Origin of the sequence: Wolbachia endosymbiont (group B) of Erebia ligea (assembly GCF_947179575.1) — a bacterium.
GTDB classification, from domain to species: domain Bacteria; phylum Pseudomonadota; class Alphaproteobacteria; order Rickettsiales; family Anaplasmataceae; genus Wolbachia; species Wolbachia pipientis_C.
Window position 1 is genome coordinate 69,785 of record NZ_CAMXBW010000001.1, and the last position, 24,189, is coordinate 93,973.

Consider the following 24,189-nt stretch of genomic DNA (forward strand, 5'->3'; position numbering starts at 1 on the left):
TTTTGGGTTCCAATGTCAAGTGATGGGATAATGTCAAGTGATGGGATAATGTCCTTTCTGGTGCTTTATTCATGTTAGAAGTAAATATTCTTGATAAGAGGTGGCATAGTATTACGAAGGACCCACAGAGTTTTGTATTAAATATTATTAATGCTTCTCTAAAAGAATTAAAAATAGATCATTATAAACCAAATATATCAATAGCTCTCGCTGATGATAACTTGCTACATCAACTTAATCTTAAGTTTAGAGAAATAGATAAGCCAACTAATGTACTATCATTTCCATGCGAACAGTTATCTAGTGAATGTGATCTAGGAGACATAGCAATTGCAGTAGATACAATAGAAAGAGAGTCTCATGAGTACTGTATATCTATCCTCACTCACACTGCACACATGTTAGTTCATGGATTGCTGCATTTACTTGGCTATGATCATCAAAAAGAAGATGAAGAAATTATAATGAAAAGTTTAGAGAGCAAGATTTTAGCTTTGCTTGAATTTGAAAAGGAAAAGTATGGTAGATAATACCAAAATATGTTATTTACAAAAAAGGGGTTTTAGCTGTAAAAGGTAAGCAATATGGTTCAGTTTTCTTTACCAAAAAATTCTAAAGTTAATAAAAAGGGCAAGGTTTATCCTACTCCTACTGGAGCAAAAAATATTAGAAGATTTCAAATTTATCGTTGGTCTGCTGATGATGATAAAAATCCAAGAATAGACACATTTTTTATCGATATGGATAATTGTGGCCCTATGGTACTTGATGCATTAATAAAAATAAAGGATGAAATAGATTCAACCTTAACTTTTAGACGCTCTTGCAGAGAAGGAATATGCGGATCTTGTGCAATGAATATTGATGGTACCAACACTCTCGCATGCACTAAATCTATACATGATATAAAAGGTGAAGTAAAAATATATCCACTACCTCATATGTATATAGTAAAGGATCTAGTTCCAGATCTAAGCCAATTTTATGAGCAATACAAATCGATTAAACCTTGGTTACAAACAGATAAATCTGCCTTACAAAATAAAGAATACTTTCAATCTCCTGAAGATAGAAAAAAATTGGATGGTCTGTCTGATTGTATACTATGTGCTTGCTGTTCGACTGGTTGCCCAAGCTATTGGTGGAATGGTGATAAATTTTTAGGGCCAGCGATATTACTGCAAGCTTATAGATGGATTGCTGACAGTCGTGATAATAAGAAAGAAGAAAGACTTGCTTCTTTAAACGACCCATTTAAGTTGTATCGTTGTCATACAATAATGAATTGTACAAAAACCTGCCCGAAAGGGCTTAACCCAGCAAAAGCGATAGCGAAAGTAAAACAGCTTATGGTAGAGAGAGGAGGAATTTGAGTGTTATTTCTGGCACTCTTCGTAAGAAAATAGTAGACCCTCTGAAGCATAGGGTATTGTTAATACTCTAAACGTTCTTCCGTTCATGAAATGTATTGTTTCACCATATGATTCCAGTAATCTTTTGAACAACTCATGTCTTTGATTATTAATAGTTTGAAAATCATTTTTTCCTAAAAGCTTTTTAGATTCAAATAGGTGAAGCATAATCTCGTGATAAGTTGGATAAGACTCCAAAAATTTTGGATCAAACTGAAAAGTTTTTATAAAAGCATTATTATAAAATTTTAGCTTTTGATTCTTACTATATATCGCTACAGCAATCGATAGCTTCTCAAGCAAACTTTCTTGTGCAGCTAAACAATTGCTTAGCTCAGTATGTAATTTTTTTTCATCACTAATATCTTTTCCATACATTACTATGCTATTAGAATTTTGCATTGGAACTTCAACAAAATTAAAAACCTTAGGTTCGTTCTTGTAAGTTATTACACACTCTCCTGGTTTTACGTTATAGGAGCCACTCGCAACAGTAAATTTTTTAGAGCTGCCTATATATTTATCATAAAATAAGTTATAAAACCTTACTTTTTTATTCTTATTGTGCTTCAGTATTGGAAATGGTAAAGAGTCAAAAATTTTTTTATAGTTCTCCAATTCTCGCATAAGCTTACTATTTTCTAACTCAAGTTCATTAGCTTTTATCTTATAATCGGAGATATTCCTTATCCACAACAACACACCAATCACATTATTAGAATAATCTATTATGCTTTTACCATAACATGTGCAATAAACCTCACTGTCTTTTGACTTTAAATCTAGAGTAAAAGATTTATTTATTTCCTTTGCCTCAGCAAAACTTTTAATTAAGCTTTCTGATTGCTCAAAAAAATTTACAAACTCATTAAATGAATAAAAAACAGTATTAAGCAAAATTAGTAAATTGGGAGAAAATTTTTCTATACGTTTTTTTGCGTCCCAAATATAAAATCCATCATTTACAGTATCTATTAAATTATTTATGATAACATTTTGATGTTGTAAGTCCTTAATTTTATTACTAATTTTTAATTTAGAATATGAGAAAAAGAAGAATACTAGAATTAGTAGTAAAACTATTTCATACAAAAAAAACATAGCATTCTAAAACAAATATAAAAATTTATAACCTCTCAGCAAAGAGATTGTACTGAAGAGGTATATAAGTGAAGATTGCCCAATACCCTAAAGCCTAATCTTTTATAAAGGTTTACAGAAGGTTTCATGCAATGTGCTACTATGTATTTGCATTCAAATTGCCTAGCTATCTTTATTCTTTCTAGAACCATTTGAGTTCCTATTCCACGACCCCTGTAAATTGGTAAAACTCCATCACTATAAAAACCAGCTATGCTGTCTTGAATATAAAGACCGCATGTTCCAACAATTTCGTTATTTAGCATTACAAGAAAAAATCTTAACCTTGAGCTCTTATCATCATAATTCGATAATTGGCGAAAAAATGTGCTAACAATACTAATTCTATGATAAAAAATTTTAGAAGTGTGTAAATCTAATTGCTCTAAGAGCTCACTACTATTTACAACATTGAACTTCAAATTTGGAACAGCATCATCAGGCAAAAAATAATCTTTTATATTGAGTAAAACTTTTTTTGGTGTGCTAACGTGTTTTATTTCGCATTTTTCTAAAATACCCCCTATTTTTATACGTGGACTTATTATCCATGTTGCTTCTATATTTCGTGCTTTGAGATAATTTAGAGTTCTGTATATGGAAAGCTCAGTACATTGATCTTCACAAAACACAAAATTAAATAACGATTCTCTGGTACCATTTACTGTAAATATAACATTATCAAATTCGTCATGTATTTCCCACTTGGACAAATTCGTTGCATAAAGTATATAATCCTTTAGGTTCTGAATAATTAAGCTTGAATAACAAATTTTTTTATTCTGCATAAACCAACAATAAACAATAAAAGGCTCCTATAAAAACAAAGGCTAAAATTGCAGCTACAACATCATCTAGCATAATACCTAAAGGACCTTTTGTATTTTTATCAATCAAATTTATAGGCCACACTTTTATTATATCAAAAAACCTAAAGGAAAAAAAGCACACCAACAATACAGAGCTATTCATTTCTTGTTCTAATAATATTGAAACTAGAAGTACTGTCAGCAATTGACCAACTACTTCATCAATTACTACCTCTTTTGGATCATGCGGAGCTTTGTAATGTTGTATATAATTGCCTGTAGACCATAATCCAACTAAGAATAAAAAAAAAATAATTGCTGTACCTAAAATTCTGTCATTGAGTAATATAGGAACAATTGGGTAAGCAGCCAAGCTGCCTATAGTACCTGGCATGTTTTTTACCGTGCCAGATAGCCACCATGTTGATATTAATTTATATAAAAATTTCACAATATACCGAAATATAAAACTAATTTACAAGAACAGAAATAGTATCTTCTATAGAAGTATTTTCATATAGCAATCTATAGATCGCTTCACATATGGGCATTTTTATCTTTAGCTTTTCTGCTAAATCAAATGCAGACTTAGCAGTGTTAAAACCTTCAATTACCGACTTACCTTCTGATAAAATCTGCTGAGCACTAGAACCATTACTATTAGCTACTTTAGATCCAAAAGATAGATTTCTTGAATTTAATGATGTGCATGTCACAACCAAATCGCCTAAGCATGCTGGTCCAAGTAGTGTATTTATATCTACATTGCCGTCACCAACTTTTGCTGAGTATAAAGCCTTAATTTCACTCATACTTTTCGTAATTAATGCTGCATGAGCATTAAACCCAAACCTACCTAGAACAACCCCACATGCTATAGCAAAAACATTCTTTAACGCTGCACAAACCTGTATTCCTATAACATCGCTACTAAGGTACAATTTAATATTTTCTTGCTGTAGCTCTGATACTAATTTTGAACCTAATACTTCATTTTGACATGCAAGAACCATCGAATATGGTAATTTTCTTGCAACTTCTATAGCAAAGCTAGGACCAGAAAAAACAGCAAGAGGATTATTAGGTAAAACTTCATTGACTACTTCACTAGGTAATTTTAATGTAGATTTTTCTATTCCCTTACAAGCCAAAATTATTGCTACATTTTTTTTTAGGTTACAATCATTCAATTGATGACATATCTCCCTTAGAGACTGAGTGGGAACAGCTAGAATTATTACTGAAGCATTAACTGCATCTTCAATAGCTAATTTTACTGATACATTATCAGAAATTGGACAATCAGGTAGCTTGTCACTTTCTCTTTTCTCTTTAATTGATTCAAACATGGCCTTATTGCGAGTCCACAAAATTACATTTTTCTTACTACTTAATGAAATCGCAATTGCTGTACCCCATGCGCCAGCACCTAAAACTGATATTACCACTCAATATTCCTGAAAGTATTACTTATAATTTAAAACTGTAGAATAAGTAAATTAAAAATATAACATAAAAGTATAAAATAGTTTAAATATCTATTAACCTAAGTATTCTTTTAATAAAATAGCTTCTATTCAATATTTACTAAAAATAGTATTATTATAGTATATCTATTGTATTTTAGATCTATTTGTATAATTTTGGAACGACACATTAACTATTAATTAATAAGTGTAATTTCTATTATTCATTAATAAAAATTTGATTTGTTACTTTCCTTGGTTATATATATTACTAAAATTATAAATTATTTATGGGGTGTAAAATATGCGTATATTATTAATTGAAGATGATCAAGTAAGTGCAAAGACTGTAGTTAATGCCTTAACTTCTGATGGACATTTTTGCGACGTTGTTACTTCTGCACAAGATTATAACAATAATATGGTTTCCTCGGGTGGAGACTATTACGATCTAGTTATTCTAGATATACACCTGCCTGGTGATATTGATGGATATGATATACTGTTAAGATTAAGAAGTGCAAAAATCAAAGTTCCTGTTTTAATACTTTCGTGTATCTCCGCTGCCAACCATAAAGCTAAAGGACTTGGGTATGGTGCCGACGATTACTTAACCAAGCCATTTCACAAGAGCGAATTATTAGCTCGAATTAAGGCCATAGTCCGACGTACTAAAGGTCATCCCGAATCAGTGATAAAGATTGGTAATATGAATATCAATTTTGATCACAGGATTGTTGAGGTAAAAGGCAAAACAGTTCACCTTACTAACAAAGAGTATTCCATGATAGAATTGCTGGCATTGCGTAAAGGAGCAGTGTTGACAAAAGAAATGTTTTTAAACCATCTTTACAATGGCTTGGACGAACCTTCAGACAACAAAATAGTTGATGTTTTTATGTGTAAATTACGTAAAAAACTTGAAAGTGCAAATGATGGAATAAGCCACATAGAAACCGTTTGGGGTAGAGGATATGTCCTAAAAGAGTATGTTGACGATGAAGAATACTCTAGTGCTAATATAAGCGAAAGCAGTAGTGACTATCAAGCAGAACAAGTGAAGGACAGCGCATGAAATGCTTTATTCACCCATTCATTGAAGCAACAAAATAGGTAGATGAAATAAGATAAAAACCAATCGTAAAAGTGAGGTAACATGGTTAGTCTTTTAGAACTTTACAAAGACTTGCAGCAAAAAATAGAAAAGTTGGAAGCTAAGCTAAAAGTTATAGGTAAGAAAATAAGGTTTTAGAGATAGAGGGTGATGAGTTAAAGGAAAAGCTTTGTTAAGTTCAAAAGGAAATACAAAAAGAGATAAGCCAAGAAGTAAAAGGAATATAGGTGGTCAAATTGAGCGTACAGGGTATGTGAAATGTTTGATACATTTACATAGTATGGCTGACATTCATGCATTGCGGGAACGTTCAAAAAAGTGTGTCAAACCGAGAAGTAAAGTAATAAATTGATATAAAAAATGGAGGTTTGATATGAGTCAAGCAAATAGAACTAATGGGTTGGTAGATTATAAAGAATTAGAAACAAATATCCTGTCATCTATACGAGAAGGAAAACCATTGACAGGAAAAGATGGAGCATTAACACCGTTTATAAAAAGGTTGCTAGAGGCAAGTCTGGAAGGTGAAATAGAAAACCACATGTCAGCTAAAAGTGAAGAAAATAACCGAAGAAATGGGAGAAACGCAAAAACTTTACGCACGAGTGGAGGCTCATTTGAGCTGCTAACACCAAGAGATAGGGAGGGAAGTTTTGAACCACAAATAGTTAGAAAAAGGCAAACAAGCCTACATCCAGAACTTGAAGCAAAGGTATTAAGTACATACGCCAGTGGCATGGGATACAGAGACATAGCTTCACACGTTGAGGAAATATATGACCACAAAATATCAGCAGCAGAGATATCCAGTATTACTGATAAACTGCTACCAATAATCAATGAATGGCGCAGCCGTCCACTGCAATCAGTATATCCAATAGTGTTCATGGATGGCATGTTTTTTAAGGTTAAGGAGGATGGACATTGTGTAAGCAAGTGTATGTATAACATATTAGGCATAGATCAAAATGGCAGAAAAGAAGTATTAGGTTTTTATTTGGCTGAAAGTGAGGGAGCTAATTTCTGGTTGGGAGTGCTAAATGACCTCAAAGAAAGAGGAGTAGAAGATATTCTAATTGCCTGCATTGATGGGCTAAAAAGCTTTTCTACAGCTATAAATAGTATATTTCCTAAAGCAGAAGTACAACTATGTATAGTGCATCAGATAAGGAATTCACTGAAATATGTATCTAGCAAAGATGTAAAAGTTTTCATGAATGATTTGAAAAAAATATATCGTGCTTCAAGTAAAGAAATTGCCGAAAATTATTTGCTTGAACTGGAGGAAAAATGGGGCGAAAAGTATCCATTAGTCATAAAATCTTGGCAGAATAATTGGGAAAATTTGTCCAGTTATTTTAAGTATTCAGGTCCTGTTAGGAGGCTAATTTATACCACTAATCCTATTGAGGGACTGCACAGACAGATTAGAAAATTTACTAAAACCAAAGGCTCATTTACTAATACAAATGCCTTGTATAAACAGGTATATTGTGCTATAAAAAAAGTAGAGCAAAAATGGGCTATGGCTTTACCTAATTGGGCTTTAACTATATCTCAACTTGATATCTTTTTTCCTGATAGATTAAAAATTGAGTTGAATTAAAAATACGGTTTGACACACTTTTTTGAACGTTCCCTGCATTGCCTAGGTGAAATATAAGCCGAGTTCTGTTTATGTAGCTATTTATCTGGAGTAAATGTTACCATTTACTTCATGCGATTTACCCGAGTAGATATGAGAAAAACATAAAATCTACTTCTATTTAATCTTGCTCCTAGTGTTGGTTACTTGACTACCAATGTTGCCATTGTTATGGTGTGCTCTTACCACACCTTTTCACCCTTGCCTAATAATATTTAGGCGGTAATTTTCTGTAGCCCTATAACTGGAGTTACCTCCGGCGGGCGTTACCCGTCACTACCTTTTCTTGGAGCTCGGACTTTCCTCTGCTGTGTTTATCACACAACAGCAGCTACTTATTGCACCTAGGAATTATACTTTAACATTAAAACCACAAAAGCAAAAGAAATTTTCCTAACAGTCTACATACTAAAAACATTCAGACAAATAGCTAAAGGTGATATTCCGGTACATCATCGCTATCCCAAGATAAGCTTTTTTCACTTTTAGATTCTAGCTCAGTCAGTCAAGACCCTTGTCCACCGCTTGAAGACGATGAGCTACTTCTTGACCGACTACTACTCTCCACCGATATACTGTTTAGCACTGTTTCAGATTGATCCATAGTTCGCATAGATATATGTCTCATTCTGTTATTAGCGATAAAAATTTCTTCATCGCTATTGCCACTTGAAGATGATCGCCTTCTATCATTGAAATTAGTTAGTTCTAACACAGGAGCAGCATTACGACCCTTAACATATTTGTATGCTATGAATCCTATAATTCCAGCAATACTTATTATCGCTCCAACCAAAGACCCACCTATCATTCCTGCCCTATTAGACTCTATAGCAAGCTGAGTGGGCTGTGGTGAAGGAGTAGTTTGAGGAAGTAAAGTTGTAGTGAACAGAGGAATTGTTACCTTTGTTCCAGTATTTGATATAGTGGACACTGTTTGTATAGTTTTCTCTGAGTTTGTTGTTGGCGCATTAGTTGGCATTGTAGTAATCATAGTTGCTTGTGAAGTCGCAATAGTTTCAGCTACTGTTGTTGGTTCTGATGACGTACTCATCTTAGTTGTTAATTCTGTTAAAGGCTTACTCATCGTAGTACTGCTTGCTGTAAAAGTTGACTCAACAGTCGCTGCTGTAGATTTTACAGTACTTGTCTCAGTTTCCGAAGGCACACTAGTTGACGTTTTAGCAACCGTGGTCGTTTGTGAAGTAGAAGTTGTTTTTGCTACTGTTGTTGGCCCCACTGTTACTGTACTTGTTTGAATTGTTGACTCTGTTGAAGGCCTACTCGTTGTAGAAGTAGGTGCAGTGGTAGTTGATGCTACTGTTGTTGACTCCACTGTTACTGTACTTGCCTGAGTTGTTGACTCTGTTGAAGATTTACTCATTGTGGAAGTTGGTACAATGATAGTTGATGCTTCTGTTGTTAATTTGGTAGTCTTTACAGTGTCGGTTTCTGTTGTGCTAGTAATTGCAGCAGTCGTCGTTTTCTTAGAAGTCACAACCGTCTCTGTAACAGTTATAGGAGCCACAGTACTGCTGGAAATAATACTAGGCATCAATTGGCCGTTAATGATATTAACAAAATCACTGAGAGCTTTGATACTGCTTGTCGGTATTATCGTTGCTTCAGAAGATTTTCCAGAGCTCTCTCTATTAAAAGTTATAATACTCTCTCCACTTACCGCAGTGACGATAAAACCTCCTTGGCCATTGTCTTTAACGTACAATTGTTCTATAGGATCTTCACATTCACAAACAGTAAAATTTGATGTATCCGTTCAGAGGTGTGGTTTAAGAAACAACAGCTAGCAGGTTTTGAAAAGGGTTTAATTCCTTTTGTTTCCAAGTCAGATACAACGAAATTATCCGCTCAAGAAATCTATTCCCTCGCTCTGACTGTGCAAAATATGAATTCTTACGATAGACAACATAATGCCGTATCTGTCGCTCAACATGGTTATTCGTTAATGGAATATTCTCTGGGTCATCCAAAAATGTCCACATCATTGACTCGGATTTTATAATACCCTTTACCGTTCGTGAAGCTCCTTTTGCTTCAAGTATATAAGATATTTTTATCATGCAGTACTGTATGTATCTTCGTAATTCTTTAGCTTGCTTAGTGAACTTTGAAATACTAATTTCATTTTCTGACAAAGCGTTTTTTAATACAAACAATCCATTAGCTGCGTCTTTTAAACAATGGCCAAGTCTCATTACTTCACTATTCCAACTATGAGATAACCTCTCGAAATTTCTCAATAAGTGAGCCCAACAAATTTGTCGTTTTTCATCACTGAAGTGGTTGTAAACTGCATATCTGTCAGTAATTACCAGGTTTTTGTAATCACAAAATGCACTATTCTTTAAAAATTTCATTCCTCTTGTATCTGCTAACTTCATAAGACTTGCTTTATTGTTGGCAAACATCCAGCACCATCCCAATTTGCCTTTGTTGTAGTGACTGGTTTCATCAATATGCAAAATTTCGCTTGCTTTTATTTCTTCCTCTATTTGTTCATAGGCTTCTTTACATTTTGACGAAACCCTTGCTTCACTATTGGACACACTACCAACACTTATACTCATGTTAAAGATGTCTTTCATAATATTCGCTATTTCTCGCTTTGAATTCTTATAAAACCCACTTAGTGATGCAACTACTGACTTAACTCTAGGACCAAAGGTATCCGGTGTAACTCCTTCTGGTAATTTGCTACTCCTTCTTTTTCCGCATTTACGACAGCGACCATGTTCTAATTGATACTCAACTACGTAAGGCTTAATTTCTGGTAAATCAACTTTTTGATAGACATATGGTTTTTCCGATATTGCGATTTCTTCACCACACTCGCATCTATTTGGTAACTCTACCTTCACCACCTCATCTGCTTCCATTTTAGCTCGGCAATTCCCCTTATGTCCAACTTGACCACCTATCTTCCTGCCGCCCTCTGACTTATCTTCTGGTGTGTCTTTTTTTATTTTGTACAGCTCTTTTGAACTTGGTAAAGATGAATTCCTTGAGTTTAAGCCGAGTCTCTCTCTTAGTTCAGCATTCTCTATTTCTAAGATTTTATTTTTTTCTTCAATCTTTGCTACTTTCTGCTCTAAGTTTTTACATAACTCTACAATACTGATCAACAATTGAAGCATCTAGCCTTACTTTACTATCAACATTTTGTGTTATTACTACTTTAATATATTATGTCAATTGTTTTTTATCCTTGCCACACCTCTGAACGGATACGTTTTTTTTGATCAAGCGTTCTTTCTTTCTCTTCTTCAATTTCTTTCAAATGCTGTTTCATTGTTGTGATTCTTGGTTCAAATTCTTCTTGGCTTATAAACCCTTTAGCATAGCTATCAATAAATTTTTTGATACTTAATCTTAACTTACTTTCTTGCTTTTCACGTGTTTGATTATGTAAAGGTTTTTTGTTCTCTGATAATCTACGTTGATATTCATTTGCAATCCTATCTGGCTCTTTCAAGATACTCTTGACTTCTTCCCATATAACTCCATCTAATATATCAGTGCGTATTGATTTATTATCGCAGATTTTATTGCCATTGAATTTGCTAGAGTTTGTACCAGAGCAACGATAGTAATAATATGTCGACTTTTTATGAACGTGGTTTGTACCACAATAAGTATATTGACAACGTTGACATACCATTAAACCTTGCAATAAATATGTTTCTCTTCTTTGTCGTACTCTTGCTCTTTGCCTATTTTCAGTTAGTTGTGCCTGCACTGAATCAAATAAATGCTCATTGATTATTTTTGGTACTGGAATATAAGTCCAATTCTCTTTATCACTATTAAAGCGACCACTTTTAAGTTTACCACAAGTTCCTTTTTTTGATTTTTTTACTTGTGGTTTTGAGCATGTCCTAGTTTTACCATAAGCTGCTTGTCCTATATAAGCAGGATTTTTTAACATGTTCCAAATAGTGCTCCTTTTCCAATACCTTTTTCCTGTTCGTGTTATTACCGGTATCTTATTCAGTTCATGTACAACTTCTCCTATACTTGCTCTTTCTTGGCCAACCCGACTAAATATTTTACGCACTATATTTGCCTCTTCTTCATCAACCTCAAATTGAGCACTTCCTTCACCTACATGTTTTGCTATGTAGCGATAACCGTAAGGCGCCCTACCCATCACACTTATACACCCAGCTTTGGCCGCATGAAGTTTACCTCTACGGTTTCGTTCCATAATCTTTGCACGTTCATACTCTGCTATTGCTCCCTGAATCTGTAGAAATAAATGGGAATCCGGATTATCATCAAACTTATGATTCAAAAATACTATTTCAGATCCAGCCTTTTTAAACTCTTCGAGTAAGATCATTTGATATGAAAATTTACGTGATAGCCGATCAGGTGAATGAATATATATCTTATCAATCTTACCTTCTGCTACTCTATCACGTAAATTTTCTAAGCCAGGACGTTCTAAATTTGATCCACTATAACCATTATCGACAAACTTATGCTCATCTAATAACTCATGTCCATCACTACCAATGCGACGCTCCAATTCTACAATCTGACTCTCTATCGTATTCTCCTGTGCCTGTTGTCTTGATGAAACTCTTGCATACAAGCTTACGGTTGTCATTTTCTTCTACCTCCTTTGTTTTACATTTCAATAATTGTTCATAAGCATCTGCTAGATATGTATCTGCCAATCGATTAGGCTTATAACCCCAATAAATAGCCAACTCTCCTTTTTGCATGTTTTTCTTCCTGTGAATTTTTTTATAGGTTAGGAGACTTCTATTAAACTAAACCAATGCATACCTTATGTCTCGTTTAAGAAAGCTATCTAGTTCACACAAATTCTCCCTAATAAATATACAAGATTTGAAGAAATTATGTCCAAAAAATCTTTGCCTAAATCATCATATTATGTATAACATGGCTTATTTAATATGTTATGGAGATTTATCCAAGTCATAAATTCTGGGAGAGCGACTTAGAAGTTCCTGTTAACCTTTTATTAGATCGTTTTCAGGATTCTAATATACGTCAGTCTTGGTTAGATTCCCTTTCTGGTAAACAACTGAGCATTATTTTTCAGCATTGCTTTAAAAATCATTTAAATGGACAACTTTTTCAAGACGGAGACTACGATGATAGATCCACTCAACAAAAACGTAAGATACTTGCCAGTTACTCTGACTCTCTTTTTAACTATTATCTCATTAGCTACTTTGATCGTACGAAACTTGAAGCTACAGTCAGTGAAGTAGCAAGATTTGCCCTCACTCAAGAGTTAATGAGATCGTACCTGATAAAAAATAATACTAAGTATGATAAAAGATCCTTGTTATTTTTACTGTTTCACATAAATTGTGAACTTCTAAAATCTGTCTATCACTTTGATAAAGTACAAAAGAGAGGTTTCGTATCATTTGCTCTACAGAAATCACCAAGACAAATAAACACTTCATTCAAGGAATTTATGTCACAAGAAGCTGTAGAGCAGATACTGAAGTTTGAAAACCAATTGCAGGGTTTTTTCCATCATCAAGATCGGATATATATGTTTGTACGTCGAGGAAGTGACATGGATTTACTGCTTAATTCAAACAAAGTTGTTCATGGCCATAAACTTGAGTGGATGATTTTAGATTTTTCGATTGATGGTACAAAGGTTAATCTCTGTGCTAAAAATACCAATAAAGCTGTGGAAATAGCAAATAGTATTGTAAGTGGTTATTTTAACTGCGAATGTACTTTTGTAAATATACAGGATAAGAACTTTCTACTACAAGTGCATAAATTCCTTCAAGCATGTATAGAGGGTTCTGACCCTAATATTTGTATATTTGAGTTAAATTTTAAGTCAGATTATTTTAAAAATAGTAATACATATCTTACTTTGAGTGTAAAGCCGTACGATCCTATTGCACCAGAGTTACATATTTTAAAGCCGTCTATTGGCAACATACTACAATCTATTCAATCAGCTAAAGTAATGTTCCAAAACAAAAAGGTAACATTTTCTTTCAAATCAAGTGGGGAAATTTATTATTCAGAGCATCCGCTCAATAAAAAAGAAAGAGAGGACCTGAAGAAACATATGGAACAATCTTATGGTCTTAAAATCCTTTCACGAGCAAATTGCTGATCTTTTAAGTTCAAATAGTTCTTGGGTTAATCCAAGTCAAAATCACATTAAAGCAGCAAGATACTTATTTGATCTTGGATTGATAAAAATGCAAGAAAGGTACTATATTGTTTGCTCTCGTGAAGAAGATCATCTTGATTGGCCAAATGTAATTGATCCAAGTTGTAGCAATGAGATTTTTATCGATCCAGACTTTGATGAAGCATGTGATGACGCTATTTGTGAAAACTGTTCTCGTCATATTTTGCCTAATACTTATAAAAAACAGAGATTTCATCTCTTATCCATATACTTAAATATAGAGAAAATCATAGACTGGTTTGAAACAAAGTTGAATGATTCAAGACTTATGTGGGGAAAAATGGAAAAAGGAGTTTATTATACTTGTGATCAAGGTCATATTGTAAATCTAATAATCCTTGATTTTTGTACTGATGCGATATTTTTAACCATAGATAAACTGAGAGTCCATCCGACAGTTCTCATTACTCTAAAAAAAGATATACCTAATCTATTATTGAGCCTATATGTAGTGCGAATGGTAGAACTGTTTTGCCAGTATAAGACTGTAACTGAGATATTCCAAGAGGCAGCTAAAAAAGGAGTACCAGAGGTAGTAGAAAATACTTCTTTGCAAGTTTTACCAGCTTCATATATTTCGCTTAAACGTGTTGAACCAATTGTGCCAATAAAGCTTTTGGAGTTACAGGTAGTTAAAGGTATGGTATATGTTAATAGCGTTGAAGTTATAAATAAAAAAGCTGCATCATGCCTTAATATTTTTCGAATATTGTTCAAGCAATTTTTACATGACTGTGAGAAAGAGTTACCACCTGAAAAACATACACTTCTCAATATTAATCAGTTAGAAAAACTATTGGGACTTAGTTTAGAAGCAGATTTAGAACATCAAATCAGAAAACCATTAAACAAGATGCAAAAAACGATCAAAGCTACATTGGCTGAGAAATTAGGATTAAGTATTGAACGTGATGATGTAATACAAACCCTTGGTTGGCAAAGATCATCACATGGTTATCGTATTAACCCTTTTACTTTGACTATAAAAAAAGGGAACGTTCAAAAAAGTGTGTCAAACCGAGAAGTAAAGTAATAAATTGATATAAAAAATGGAGGTTTGATATGAGTCAAGCAAATAGAACTAATGGGTTGGTAGATTATAAAGAATTAGAAACAAATATCCTGTCATCTATACGAGAAGGAAAACCATTGACAGGAAAAGATGGAGCATTAACACCGTTTATAAAAAGGTTGCTAGAGGCAAGTCTGGAAGGTGAAATAGAAAACCATATGTCAGCTAAAAGTGAAGAAAATAACCGAAGAAATGGGAGAAACGCAAAAACTTTACGCACGAGTGGAGGCTCATTTGAGCTGCTAACACCAAGAGATAGGGAGGGAAGTTTTGAACCACAAATATAGTATTTTCTAAAATGGATGATAAAGTTCCATTATGGTATTACCAACCAAAAGCTGTAAGTCTGTATATTTATACATGAGAGGTCTGAGGCGGCTTTTGATGGTATGCCAACAGTATTCTATAGGATTCAAATCTGGTGAATATGTTGGAAGATACAGCAAATGACAGCCAAAAGACTCTATTAATGATTTTGTTTTAGTGGTCTTATGAAATGTAGCATTATCCATAACTATAGTTGTGCCAAGTGGCAATTTAGGTAATAACATCTTCTCCAACCATGTATTGAATACCTCTTTGTCACACCCACCTTTGAAAGTCATTGGTGCAATAAATCTCTTTCCAATCCACCCGGCTACTATACTGATTCTCTCTCGAGTTCTCCCTGGAATATCTGCATAAATTTTCTTTCCTCTTGGAGCGCGTCCATATTCTCGGTATAACTTATTATCAACTCCTGCTTCATCTATATATAAGATGCTGGAATGGTCTATTTTTGAGATTTTATCAATAAATTGCTCCCTATCTTCTTGATTGCGCTCTTGATATAGTGTGACTTTTTTTTAAAGTAATTTTTAGCTGTTTTAGTCTATACCAAATTGAGTTTATTCCAAATCCAAGATTTTGTTTCATCTCTGCCAGAGTATGATCTGGATTCTTTGTAACATATTCTTCGAGTATTTTGGGGTCTATTTTTCGAATAAAGCTACCGTTTTAGATGGCTTGAGGCTTTCACCAGCAGCTTTCTTTTTTAACCAACGGTACAGAGTTGCTATTCCTATCTCCATAAGCTCTGCTACCTCAACCTTTGTCTTACCTTTTTCTATCATCAATACTGCCTTTTCCCTTAAATCCACACTATATGCCATTATAACTCAAATACTTTATTATACCTTTATCATTTACTTTAGGAAATACTATAGTTTGTGATTCATCTAGAATAACCTTAATATCAACTCCACGCTTTTTAGCTTGAACCAAGGATTCAGCAATAGGCTTTGAGGTAAATTGGTATGCCTGAACCAACAAGGATTTTTTAGCATGACCCACGGAATCAATTATTAGGTTGGTGCAATTTTCTCCAGGCGTGAAGCAGACTGTGGCTTTTGGGCAGGAAACACATCCCGATAAAAGCGAACAAGTTAATAAAATCAATAAATACCTAACCATGGCAAAATACATCCTTTCAATTGACGGCGGAGGCATAAGAGGCATCATACCAGCCATTATTCTAGCAGAAATAGAAAAAAGAACAAGAAGAACTATAGCTGAAATCTTTGATCTAATGGCTGGTACTTCAACCGGTGGGATTGTTGTGGCAGGATTATGTAAAAAAGATAAACCTCAATATTCTGCTAATGATTTAGTCGAGTTCTATCGGGAATATGGACCATATATTTTTAAGTCTTCATTTTTGAGAAGATCAATATTATCTTGGTTTAACTGTACACAATACCCACATAAAAATATTGAGTATGTACTTCATAAATATTTTGGCGATGATGTCTTTAAAAACACTTTAAGTAATGTGTTGATTACGAGTTACGATATTCACAATAACTGCCCATTTTTCTTCAAAAGCTGGAAAGAGGATAGGAATTTTATTAAATTAAGGGATGTATTAAGAGCAGCAACTGCAGCACCTACTTACTTTGCACCTAAATATCTTAAAATTAACCAAAAGGAAATGGTATTAGTGGATGGAGGGGTTTTTGCCAATAATCCAGCGGCTTGTGCATATGCAAGTAGTAAAAGGTTATTTCCAAATGATGATATTGTACTGTTATCGATAGGTACTGGAAGAACAGATAGAAGCATAGAGTATGCCAATTCAAAGAGATTTGGAAAAATAGGCTGGGTAAAACCACTACTACATGTGATGTTTGCCTCAAGTTTAGATGCAGTAAATTACCAACTTGATCAAGTTATAGCTGATAAATATATACGCATACAATCGCAATTGAAAATAGCATCACCTGACATGGATAATATTACATCAAAAAATATCAAATCTCTTCAGCAAGAGGCAAAGGCAATGATAGAGAATAATCAAAAAGTAGTCGATAAATTTTGTAACATTGTGTCTTAATTTACATCAAGTAAAATATAAAGCTTTCATTGAGCCAGAAAAGTAAAATAAGCAAATTTGCCTTGTTGAGAAATCTTATTATCTTTGTGTACTACTTTCTTTTTCACTACTAAAAAATCCACGTAAATGGTTAAAAACCTTTTCAATAAAAAGCTCGCTTTCCTCTCCTGTAAAAGCTTCTTTTATTTCATGCAAACTACTTGTTACCTTATTGCTATTTTTTATGACTGAGTAGCTTTCAATAGCTTGGCAAGCAGACAAAATAGTTATTGCCCCTATTATAGTTGAAACAATTATGGCAATTAAAGGTGCTATTGTTGTAAGTACTGCTGCAATTAATGAGATGCCAACACAAAACGCAATAGCTGAAATGCAAAATGCTACTGTATGTTTCTTTTCATGACTAACCATACACACCTTCTTAATAAATCTGTTAAAAGGATAACTTATTTTTTTAGTACCGTCAATATTTTTAGAAAAATTGGCATACTCAAGATAATCATTTGTGATACCAATGAATTACATTAAGCAAATTCTAATTTAGTTAATTCACTTCAATCTATTTGAACATTATATATTAAACACAGAAGCACAAGAATTTCATTCAGTAATTTAGATATATTAAATATACAATTATTTTTATTGATATTTTAATGTATTATTTATGAGTAAGTAAACTACTGAAATCTTTAATCCAGGTTAAGTTTTGAAAGCATGATTTTCAAGCTCCTCAATAGAAATGTCCAGCATAAGTAGATTATTTGCAACCTTTATCTATATTAAGTATATAACTACTTTTACTTATATCTTTAACACAATTCAATTTTCACACTCATCAGTAGTTAGGCCACTTGCTCGCACAATAATATCAATAGCAACACCTGCCTTTGCTAGATTTTTCGCAACTTTGATCTTTTCTATTTTTTTAACTTTTTTCTTGCCATTTTTCATACTTTCAGATAGAGATTTGACTAGTGATTCTTGTTCTCCGTACTCATCCATTAAACTCAATAGCTTTTTGCTTTCTCTTGTTTTAGGTAGCAGAACTTTAATATTCACTGATAATCCTTCTGCTATTTGATATAATTTGTCAAATGATATGGCAGTGTATCCTATTTCATATTCGTGTATTTCCTTGAGTGCTAAACCAACTTTATCCGCCAAATCTTTTTGAGTATATCTTCTTATCAACCTCCATTCTCTTATTCTTTGCCCTATTCTGTAGTATATAGAATCAGTGCAGACTTCTTTCTCTGTATTATCATACTCGTAAATAGATAAGCCGGTTGCTTGGGAAATTATGTCAACTGAAACTCCTTCTTTAACTAGATTTTTTGCTACTTCTAATCTTGCCTCCTCTTGATTGATTTTCTCGCTAATATGAACAAACCTGATTAATGAAGGTACTATTTTGCCTAACTTTTGATTCTCATATATTTTTGTTAGATAGAGTATTTCTTCGTCTTCATCTTCATACTCTCTTACTGTTATTGGTTTAGGTAATAGATCTACAACATTAACTGACAGTACTCTTGCTATTACATATAGTACTTCAATCGGAATAGGAATATACCCATTTTCATAATTGGTTACTTCTTTATATGCTAATCCGATTTTACTTGCTAACTCTGCTTGAGTACACCTTTGCATTAATCTACAATCTTCTATTTTTTGCCCTATTTTGTAGTGTATAGAACTAACATCTCTTACAGAAACAAACATATATACCTTACTTAGAAATAAATTTTCATGCAATTTGATCAGCGGATAAACCAACTATTTGCAAAATAATATCAATAGAAATTCCCCCTTTTACTAAATCCTTTGCAACTTTGATCCTTTCCGCTTTTCTTACTTTTTCTTCACAAATCCGTATGCCTTCAAACAAAGATTTTATTAGTGCATTACGTAGTTCTTGACTTTCAATCTTTTTGTATTCTTCAATTAAATTCGGTAGTTCATTTTCTACTTTACTACCTTCCTCTATTAGCAGATCTGTAATATTAATCGATAATGTTTCTGCTATTACATATAATTTTCCCAGTGGAGTAGCTACACGTCCTTGTTCATAGTTGCTTATTTCGTGACGGGTTGTATTCATTTTCTTTCCTAAATCTTTTTGAGTATACTCTTTTACTAGCCTCCATTCTTTTATCTTCCTTCCTATTTGGCAGTAAATAGAACCAACTTTTTCTTCAACACATTCATCAGCAGAGAGACTGATTGTTTTTGCAATAACATCAACAGAAACTCCTGCTTCAACCAAACCCTTTGCAATTTTTACTTTCTCTGCTTTCCTACTACTTTTTTCACTAACTTGGACAAATTGGGTTAATAAACAAAACATCTTACGTAACTCCTGATCATTAATCTTTTTATATTCTCTTACTAGATTTAATATTTCTTCTTCCTCATCTTCAAGACAGATTTTTTCATTTGATACAGGAATAAGATCGGTAATACTGATTGATAGTGCCTCAGCTATAGCATATAACCTTTCAATTGAAATTCTACGATTCCCTTTCTCATATTGCAGTATTACCCAGTATTTTACACCAATTTTCTCAGCTAAATCTTTCTGAGTATACCCCCTCTCTAACCTCCAACTTTTCACTTTTTCCCCTACTTCATAGTCTAGAATTTTTTCCACGCAAAGAACCATACATATAATATTTTCTACTATAGCTCAAAGGCTCCAGATATAACGGTAGAAAAAACCTCTGGAACCTTAAAGTTTGCTGTAGACGCATTAAAGTTCCCTAAAGGTTTCTTTACTACCTCCACATACCCTATTTACCCATGAAGACAATACTTCATCATTGCTAATCTCTTTTATAGCATACTTTTCATTCCATATGCCACATCTAGTGAAATTACCTCTTTCTACCACTTCCTTAAGCTTCACTCCCCCAAAGAGGCAATTTTTTCCAATTTCTTCGCCTCTTTTTTGTAACTCAGCCCACATTTCCTTGTTTTCTACTCTGACTTGTACTTGATCATATTTTTTTACATCGTGGTACAATATAATATTTAGCTTACCAATGCTTGTAGGAAACTCTAATATAATAGAGCTTTCATCTGACATATCGATATAGTTTCTTATACCTCCCTTCTCACTTTTAACCTCAACTGCATCATTGCCAATTTTTAAAATATTAATTCCTAACTCTCTCAGTATTTTGGCTACCTCTACCTTGCTATCCCCAGAAAATTCTATATACGATGTTGTATTATCTATCTCAACATCTATTAATTCTCCTTCTTGCATAGCATTTTCGCCAGCTTTCTCTAGTTCTTCTAGTCTCTCATCTATCTGTGGCTGAACTTCTGGCTGTAGCTCATTATAGATTTCACCTATTAGTTTATTCTGCAATAAAGTATCATGAAAATCTGCACCACTTAGCATTAATTTACGCATTATCTTTTTTCGATCAGTCTTATCAAATTTATGAAAATGTGTACCCAATACTACATACTCTGCAATGCTCCATTCCCCATCGTTATATGCATTTATTCTTGCTCCAGAGGCTAGTACTTGGTCTATAGTTTTGTGCAATTCATTTACGTTTTTTGCCTCTACCACTTCACTTTTAAACCAGCTCAACTTTTCGCTTTCGCTTATACTTGGCTTTATTTTTTGCAAAGCTGAAGCAAATGGATTTAACCCTTCTGGATAATCTGCTTGATTACTCAAAGGTTTTGTGCCATAAATATAGTCAAATCCTTTCCCATAGTTGATTTGGTTTTCGCGAACTTCTCTACAAGGGAAAGGTACTACTTCTTTATCTCCAAGCTTTTTAGCATTATTAATTTTGCTTACAAAGGTGGATTGCTCCTTAGTACGACCAATTCCTACAATAGCATTTAACATCTCACCTTTTGATAATCTATCAAGATCAACGTTTAACTCGTAAACACCCCCCTCTTTATCACTAAAAGGTACAATTATTTTATTATTCATATTAGCCTCCGCTATTAAATATACTTTCTAAGTGTATAGTTATTATACACTGTATTACTTATTATAAATTATAGTGAGTAGATTTGCAAATACTTTCTGCTATAACAATCCGTTTTCTCTAAAGCTAAAATAGCCACCACTTGTGATGATAATGTGATCAAATAACCTAACGCTTACAGTACTACATGCTGCTGCTAAGCTCTTCGTTACTTCTTGATCTTCTTCTGATGGTTCTAAGCGTCCCCCAGGATGGTTGTGTGACATTATTACTAATGTTGCATTCTTTATTAATGCTTTTCTTATAATTTCCTTTATGTATACTGGTGCTTTTTCCATTTCACCAATATAGGATTCTTCTCCAATTAGTTGACGCCTTTTATTCAAGTACAGTATTTTTACACATTCCCTCTCTGCATGACCTATACTTACGTTTAAGTACTCTACTAGCCCTTGTAAGTCCATTATTGGCTCACTCTTAAGCTTTTCTTTCAGTACCCTTTCTAGTGTTTCCTTAACACACATAATCATTGCTACTGCAGAATCAGTTACTCCTTCTATAACTTTCAGGTCATCCATTTCTCGGCCTAAAATCCTTCCTACTCCCGTATAAGTGTTCACCAGATTTTTAGCAATTTCTTGAGCTTGTGGTCTTTCATGTACTGCACTTAAAAACGTTTCCATTATTTCACGATCAAGTAGTGCTTTGCCTTTGCTTTCTAATATTCTGAATTCGATTTCTTCTTTACTTTTATTCATATAATTTACCCTTCACTAACAACAAACTTTTTTTAAATATTTACTGCTGTTTTTTTATCAGCATTGGCATAGAGCCATAGCTTTCGAGTGAAGTCAAATCAATTTTTCAATCTTTTTTACTTATTTTTTCATTAAGAAGTAAAAATATTAATATATAATGATTTTTTATTTTAAATTTGTTGAATTTCGTTCAAAGAGATGCCTACCGCTTGCAAAATAATATCAACAGAAATTCCTTCTTTTACTAAATCTTTTGCAATTTTGATTCTTTCTTCTTCTCTAATTTTCTCCTCACAAATTTGTATGCTTTCAAACAGAGATTTTATTAGCGCATAGCGTAATTCTTGACTCTCAATTTTTTTGTATTCTTTTATTAAATCAGGTAGCTCACTTTCTACTATCTCATCTTCCTCTATGAGCAGATCTGTAATGCTAATTGATAATGTTTCTGCTATTGCATATAATTTTTCCAGTGGAATGGCCACACGTCCTTGCTCATAGTTGCTTATTTCATCACGTGTTGTATCCATTTTCTCAGCCAAATCCTTTTGAGTATACTCCCGTACTGCCCTCCACTCCTTTATCTTTTTTCCTATTTGGTAGTAGATAGAACCCGTTTTTTCTTCAACACATTCATCAGCAGACAGACCAATTGTTTTTGAAACAGTATCAACAGAAACTCCTGCTTTAATAAGACCTTTTGCAATTTTTATTCTCTCCGTTTTTTTACTATTTTTCTCACTAACTTGAACAAATTTGGTTAGTAAACAAAACATTCTACGTAATTCCTGATCATTAATCTTTTTATATTCTCTTACTAGATTTAGTATTTCTTCTCCCTCATCTTCAAGACAGATTTTTTCATTTGATACAGGAATTAGGTCTACAATACCAATCGACAATATCTCTGCTATAGCATACAACTTTTCAATCGAAATTTTACGTGTTCCTTTTTCATATTGTAGTACTACTTGATACGTTACACTGACTTTCTTCGCTAAATCTTTTTGAGTATATCCTCGCTTTAACCTCCAGTTCCTTACTTTTTGTGCTATCTGATACCTTATTGAGATGTTTGCCATAAATATTATACATGTTAATACTACCAAACAAAGATATACAAAAACTTCTATGTTTGCATTTTAGTTGAATATTTCTTCAGAATTGTGTATAATTATTAATGCTTTTTAGGTACTCTTGCTATGGCTCTCTCGAAGTTTCTGGATCCCAAGAATGATGTCGCATTTCGCCGTATCTTTGGCACTGAAAAGAATAAAGACATCCTCATTCACTTTCTCAATGATATTCTGGGTTTTACTGGCAAAAATGAAATAAAGGATATAGAGTTTTTAAGTACTATTCAAGACCCTGATATTGCCTCTAAAAAGCAAAGCATTGTTGATGTATTATGTAGAGATTCCACGGGGATGCAATGGATTATTGAAATGCAGGTCGCTAAAACCAAAGGCTTCGAGAAACGTGCCCAATACTATGCTGCTAAAGCCTATTCAAGACAAGCCGATAAAGGTGATCAATACCAGGACCTTAAGGAAATTATCTTTATTGCTATAGCAGATTGTATTTTATTTCCTGATAAGTCTGAGTACAAATCAAAGCATACTATTCGCGATGAAGATACTAATGAACGTGATCTAAAAGATTTTTACTTTATATTTATTGAGTTGCCTAAATTTCCAAAAACAAAAGAAGATCAGCTTTCAAGTATAGTTGAAAAATGGGTCTACTTCTTTAGATATGCAGATGAAACTAGTGAAGAAGAGCTAGAGAGAATAATAGGAAGTGATCTAATAATTAAAAGAGCGTATGAAGAATTAAATAGGTTCAACTGGTCAGAAAAAGAATTTATAGCCTATGAACAAGAGATAAAGCGTATTCGTGATGAACAGGCTGTCCTCGCTCAAAAACTCGATGATGCCACTCAAAAAGGTAGACAAGAAGGCATCCAAATCGGCCATGAAAAAGGCAGAAAAGCAGAGAAAATTGAGGTTGCAAAGAATCTACTTAAAGCAGGAGTTTCTATTGACATTATAACTCAAACTACTGGTCTTTCTGTTGATTATATTGAGAAAATTCAAGAAAAGAAGTTTTAGCCATAACGTTTTTTTATTAAACCCTCTATTCTGGTAATTTTAATATTGCAATCCATTCTAATTTCTGTATAATGCCTTTTTTACATGACACTGTTAATACTTAATA

General features: G+C 33.3%; 25 protein-coding genes, 1 other RNA gene and 2 pseudogenes. 10 read left to right on the plus strand and 18 right to left on the minus strand.

Annotation, left to right across the window (positions count from 1 at the left end):
• The first annotated feature begins 71 nt into the window (after positions 1-71).
• Both ybeY and OM962_RS00330 read left to right on the plus strand, forming a co-directional pair.
• Positions 72-530 (plus strand): rRNA maturation RNase YbeY, encoded by a 459-nt coding sequence (gene ybeY, locus OM962_RS00325; RefSeq protein WP_015587883.1) that lies wholly within the window; start codon positions 72-74, stop codon positions 528-530.
• 54 nt (positions 531-584) lie between these two features.
• The gene (locus OM962_RS00330) at positions 585-1,373 is read left to right on the plus strand and encodes a succinate dehydrogenase iron-sulfur subunit (RefSeq protein WP_006014752.1); all 789 of its coding nucleotides are present in this window, start codon (positions 585-587) and stop codon (positions 1,371-1,373) included.
• 3 nt (positions 1,374-1,376) lie between these two features.
• Here OM962_RS00330 and OM962_RS00335 read toward each other — a convergent pair whose 3' ends face one another.
• The 4 genes from OM962_RS00335 to OM962_RS00350 are packed head-to-tail and all read right to left on the minus strand — an operon-like array spanning position 1,377 to position 4,809.
• The gene (locus OM962_RS00335) at positions 1,377-2,513 is read right to left on the minus strand and encodes a hypothetical protein (protein WP_264330443.1); all 1,137 of its coding nucleotides are present in this window, start codon (positions 2,511-2,513) and stop codon (positions 1,377-1,379) included.
• Positions 2,514-2,548: 35 nt separating this feature from the next.
• Complete coding sequence (locus OM962_RS00340; RefSeq protein WP_264330444.1) at positions 2,549-3,340, minus strand: GNAT family N-acetyltransferase; 792 nt, start codon at positions 3,338-3,340, stop codon at positions 2,549-2,551.
• Complete coding sequence (locus tag OM962_RS00345) at positions 3,330-3,812, minus strand: phosphatidylglycerophosphatase A family protein (RefSeq protein WP_015587887.1); 483 nt, start codon at positions 3,810-3,812, stop codon at positions 3,330-3,332. The genes OM962_RS00340 and OM962_RS00345 overlap by 11 nt, the downstream gene beginning before the upstream one ends.
• A 19-nt stretch (positions 3,813-3,831) precedes the next feature.
• Positions 3,832-4,809, minus strand: a complete 978-nt coding sequence (locus OM962_RS00350) for an NAD(P)H-dependent glycerol-3-phosphate dehydrogenase (RefSeq protein ID WP_264330445.1) — start codon at positions 4,807-4,809, stop codon at positions 3,832-3,834.
• Positions 4,810-5,131: 322 nt separating this feature from the next.
• Between OM962_RS00350 and OM962_RS00355 the strand changes: the two genes are divergently transcribed.
• The 3 genes from OM962_RS00355 to OM962_RS00365 all read left to right on the plus strand — a co-directional run bounded on the left by OM962_RS00355 (position 5,132) and on the right by OM962_RS00365 (position 7,547).
• Positions 5,132-5,902 carry a response regulator transcription factor gene (locus tag OM962_RS00355; RefSeq protein ID WP_264330446.1) on the plus strand — a complete coding sequence of 257 codons (771 nt, stop codon included), beginning with the start codon at positions 5,132-5,134 and terminating at the stop codon, positions 5,900-5,902.
• A 208-nt stretch (positions 5,903-6,110) separates the two neighbouring features.
• Positions 6,111-6,293 (plus strand): hypothetical protein, encoded by a 183-nt coding sequence (locus tag OM962_RS07710; RefSeq protein WP_405196966.1) that lies wholly within the window; start codon positions 6,111-6,113, stop codon positions 6,291-6,293.
• A gap of 21 nt (positions 6,294-6,314) precedes the next feature.
• Positions 6,315-7,547, plus strand: coding sequence for an IS256 family transposase (locus tag OM962_RS00365; protein ID WP_264330447.1), 1,233 nt, complete (start codon positions 6,315-6,317; stop codon positions 7,545-7,547).
• Positions 7,548-7,585: 38 nt separating this feature from the next.
• On the opposite strand, the gene rnpB is transcribed toward OM962_RS00365, so the two are convergent.
• From rnpB to OM962_RS00390, 4 genes and pseudogenes are all read right to left on the minus strand, one after another.
• Positions 7,586-7,934, minus strand: an RNA gene (gene rnpB, locus OM962_RS00370) — RNase P RNA component class A.
• A 157-nt stretch (positions 7,935-8,091) separates the two neighbouring features.
• Positions 8,092-9,336 (minus strand): annotated as a pseudogene (locus tag OM962_RS00375) (hypothetical protein); the annotation flags it as partial.
• Positions 9,337-9,376: 40 nt separating this feature from the next.
• Complete coding sequence (tnpC, locus tag OM962_RS00385; RefSeq protein ID WP_264330459.1) at positions 9,377-10,729, minus strand: IS66 family transposase; 1,353 nt, start codon at positions 10,727-10,729, stop codon at positions 9,377-9,379.
• A 77-nt stretch (positions 10,730-10,806) separates the two neighbouring features.
• Positions 10,807-12,216, minus strand: a complete 1,410-nt coding sequence (locus OM962_RS00390; RefSeq protein WP_264330450.1) for a recombinase family protein — start codon at positions 12,214-12,216, stop codon at positions 10,807-10,809.
• A gap of 318 nt (positions 12,217-12,534) precedes the next feature.
• On the opposite strand from OM962_RS00390, the gene OM962_RS00395 reads away from it, so the two are divergent.
• From OM962_RS00395 to OM962_RS00405, 3 genes and pseudogenes are all read left to right on the plus strand, one after another.
• Complete coding sequence (locus OM962_RS00395; RefSeq protein ID WP_264330451.1) at positions 12,535-13,731, plus strand: hypothetical protein; 1,197 nt, start codon at positions 12,535-12,537, stop codon at positions 13,729-13,731.
• Entirely contained in the window at positions 13,697-14,845 is a 1,149-nt protein-coding gene (locus OM962_RS00400; protein ID WP_264330452.1) for a hypothetical protein, read from the plus strand. Before OM962_RS00395 ends, OM962_RS00400 begins: the two co-directional genes overlap by 35 nt.
• Before the next feature lie 29 nt (positions 14,846-14,874).
• Positions 14,875-15,168: pseudogene (locus OM962_RS00405) on the plus strand (transposase); the annotation flags it as partial.
• Positions 15,169-15,177: 9 nt separating this feature from the next.
• Here OM962_RS00405 and OM962_RS00410 read toward each other — a convergent pair.
• Genes OM962_RS00410 through OM962_RS00425 form a run of 4 tightly spaced genes read right to left on the minus strand, consistent with a single transcriptional unit; the run spans position 15,178 to position 16,393 of the window.
• Complete coding sequence (locus OM962_RS00410; RefSeq protein WP_319606738.1) at positions 15,178-15,678, minus strand: IS630 family transposase; 501 nt, start codon at positions 15,676-15,678, stop codon at positions 15,178-15,180.
• Between the two features lie 10 nt (positions 15,679-15,688).
• On the minus strand, positions 15,689-15,868 hold the full coding sequence (locus OM962_RS00415) for an IS630 transposase-related protein (protein WP_319606739.1): 180 nt from the start codon (positions 15,866-15,868) through the stop codon (positions 15,689-15,691).
• The gene (locus OM962_RS00420; protein ID WP_264330453.1) at positions 15,856-16,035 is read right to left on the minus strand and encodes a transposase; all 180 of its coding nucleotides are present in this window, start codon (positions 16,033-16,035) and stop codon (positions 15,856-15,858) included. The genes OM962_RS00415 and OM962_RS00420 overlap by 13 nt, the downstream gene beginning before the upstream one ends.
• Positions 16,025-16,393, minus strand: a complete 369-nt coding sequence (locus OM962_RS00425) for a phospholipase D-like domain-containing protein (RefSeq protein ID WP_405196967.1) — start codon at positions 16,391-16,393, stop codon at positions 16,025-16,027. The genes OM962_RS00420 and OM962_RS00425 overlap by 11 nt, the downstream gene beginning before the upstream one ends.
• On the opposite strand from OM962_RS00425, the gene OM962_RS00430 reads away from it, so the two are divergent.
• Entirely contained in the window at positions 16,335-17,255 is a 921-nt protein-coding gene (locus OM962_RS00430) for a patatin-like phospholipase family protein (protein WP_264330454.1), read from the plus strand. The genes OM962_RS00425 and OM962_RS00430 overlap by 59 nt on opposite strands.
• Before the next feature lie 78 nt (positions 17,256-17,333).
• Here the strand turns inward: OM962_RS00430 and OM962_RS00435 are convergent, their stop codons facing one another.
• The 6 genes from OM962_RS00435 to wmk (OM962_RS00460) all read right to left on the minus strand — a co-directional run bounded on the left by OM962_RS00435 (position 17,334) and on the right by wmk (OM962_RS00460) (position 23,054).
• Complete coding sequence (locus OM962_RS00435; RefSeq protein ID WP_264330455.1) at positions 17,334-17,666, minus strand: WD_0736 family protein; 333 nt, start codon at positions 17,664-17,666, stop codon at positions 17,334-17,336.
• Between the two features lie 408 nt (positions 17,667-18,074).
• Complete coding sequence (wmk, locus tag OM962_RS00440) at positions 18,075-18,977, minus strand: WO male-killing family protein Wmk (protein WP_264330456.1); 903 nt, start codon at positions 18,975-18,977, stop codon at positions 18,075-18,077.
• Between the two features lie 25 nt (positions 18,978-19,002).
• Entirely contained in the window at positions 19,003-19,917 is a 915-nt protein-coding gene (gene wmk, locus OM962_RS00445) for a WO male-killing family protein Wmk (RefSeq protein ID WP_264330457.1), read from the minus strand.
• An 87-nt stretch (positions 19,918-20,004) separates the two neighbouring features.
• Entirely contained in the window at positions 20,005-21,216 is a 1,212-nt protein-coding gene (locus tag OM962_RS00450) for a hypothetical protein (RefSeq protein WP_264330458.1), read from the minus strand.
• A gap of 99 nt (positions 21,217-21,315) precedes the next feature.
• Positions 21,316-21,972 (minus strand): JAB domain-containing protein, encoded by a 657-nt coding sequence (locus tag OM962_RS00455; RefSeq protein ID WP_264330402.1) that lies wholly within the window; start codon positions 21,970-21,972, stop codon positions 21,316-21,318.
• A 170-nt stretch (positions 21,973-22,142) separates the two neighbouring features.
• Entirely contained in the window at positions 22,143-23,054 is a 912-nt protein-coding gene (gene wmk / locus OM962_RS00460) for a WO male-killing family protein Wmk (RefSeq protein ID WP_264330403.1), read from the minus strand.
• Between the two features lie 120 nt (positions 23,055-23,174).
• Here wmk (OM962_RS00460) and OM962_RS00465 point away from each other — a divergent pair, with 120 nt between their 5' ends.
• Positions 23,175-24,083, plus strand: a complete 909-nt coding sequence (locus tag OM962_RS00465) for an Rpn family recombination-promoting nuclease/putative transposase (RefSeq protein ID WP_264330404.1) — start codon at positions 23,175-23,177, stop codon at positions 24,081-24,083.
• Positions 24,084-24,189: the final 106 nt, after the last annotated feature.

Excerpts from the sequence above, each read along its gene's own strand:
- ybeY (WP_015587883.1), top strand. The coding sequence starts at position 72 with ATGTTAGAAGTAAATATTCTTGATAAGAGGTGGCATAGTATTACGAAG.
- OM962_RS00330 (WP_006014752.1), top strand. The coding sequence starts at position 585 with ATGGTTCAGTTTTCTTTACCAAAAAATTCTAAAGTTAATAAAAAGGGC.
- OM962_RS00335 (WP_264330443.1), bottom strand. The coding sequence starts at position 2,513 with ATGTTTTTTTTGTATGAAATAGTTTTACTACTAATTCTAGTATTCTTC.
- OM962_RS00340 (WP_264330444.1), bottom strand. The coding sequence starts at position 3,340 with ATGCAGAATAAAAAAATTTGTTATTCAAGCTTAATTATTCAGAACCTA.
- OM962_RS00355 (WP_264330446.1), top strand. The coding sequence starts at position 5,132 with ATGCGTATATTATTAATTGAAGATGATCAAGTAAGTGCAAAGACTGTA.
- OM962_RS00365 (WP_264330447.1), top strand. The coding sequence starts at position 6,315 with ATGAGTCAAGCAAATAGAACTAATGGGTTGGTAGATTATAAAGAATTA.
- OM962_RS00390 (WP_264330450.1), bottom strand. The coding sequence starts at position 12,216 with ATGACAACCGTAAGCTTGTATGCAAGAGTTTCATCAAGACAACAGGCA.
- OM962_RS00395 (WP_264330451.1), top strand. The coding sequence starts at position 12,535 with ATGGAGATTTATCCAAGTCATAAATTCTGGGAGAGCGACTTAGAAGTT.
- OM962_RS00400 (WP_264330452.1), top strand. The coding sequence starts at position 13,697 with ATGGTCTTAAAATCCTTTCACGAGCAAATTGCTGATCTTTTAAGTTCA.
- OM962_RS00420 (WP_264330453.1), bottom strand. The coding sequence starts at position 16,035 with ATGGCATATAGTGTGGATTTAAGGGAAAAGGCAGTATTGATGATAGAA.
- OM962_RS00430 (WP_264330454.1), top strand. The coding sequence starts at position 16,335 with ATGGCAAAATACATCCTTTCAATTGACGGCGGAGGCATAAGAGGCATC.
- OM962_RS00425 (WP_405196967.1), bottom strand. The coding sequence starts at position 16,393 with ATGGCTGGTATGATGCCTCTTATGCCTCCGCCGTCAATTGAAAGGATG.
- OM962_RS00435 (WP_264330455.1), bottom strand. The coding sequence starts at position 17,666 with ATGGTTAGTCATGAAAAGAAACATACAGTAGCATTTTGCATTTCAGCT.
- wmk (WP_264330456.1), bottom strand. The coding sequence starts at position 18,977 with ATGTTTGTTTCTGTAAGAGATGTTAGTTCTATACACTACAAAATAGGG.
- wmk (WP_264330457.1), bottom strand. The coding sequence starts at position 19,917 with ATGGTTCTTTGCGTGGAAAAAATTCTAGACTATGAAGTAGGGGAAAAA.
- OM962_RS00450 (WP_264330458.1), bottom strand. The coding sequence starts at position 21,216 with ATGAATAATAAAATAATTGTACCTTTTAGTGATAAAGAGGGGGGTGTT.
- OM962_RS00455 (WP_264330402.1), bottom strand. The coding sequence starts at position 21,972 with ATGAATAAAAGTAAAGAAGAAATCGAATTCAGAATATTAGAAAGCAAA.
- wmk (WP_264330403.1), bottom strand. The coding sequence starts at position 23,054 with ATGGCAAACATCTCAATAAGGTATCAGATAGCACAAAAAGTAAGGAAC.
- OM962_RS00465 (WP_264330404.1), top strand. The coding sequence starts at position 23,175 with ATGGCTCTCTCGAAGTTTCTGGATCCCAAGAATGATGTCGCATTTCGC.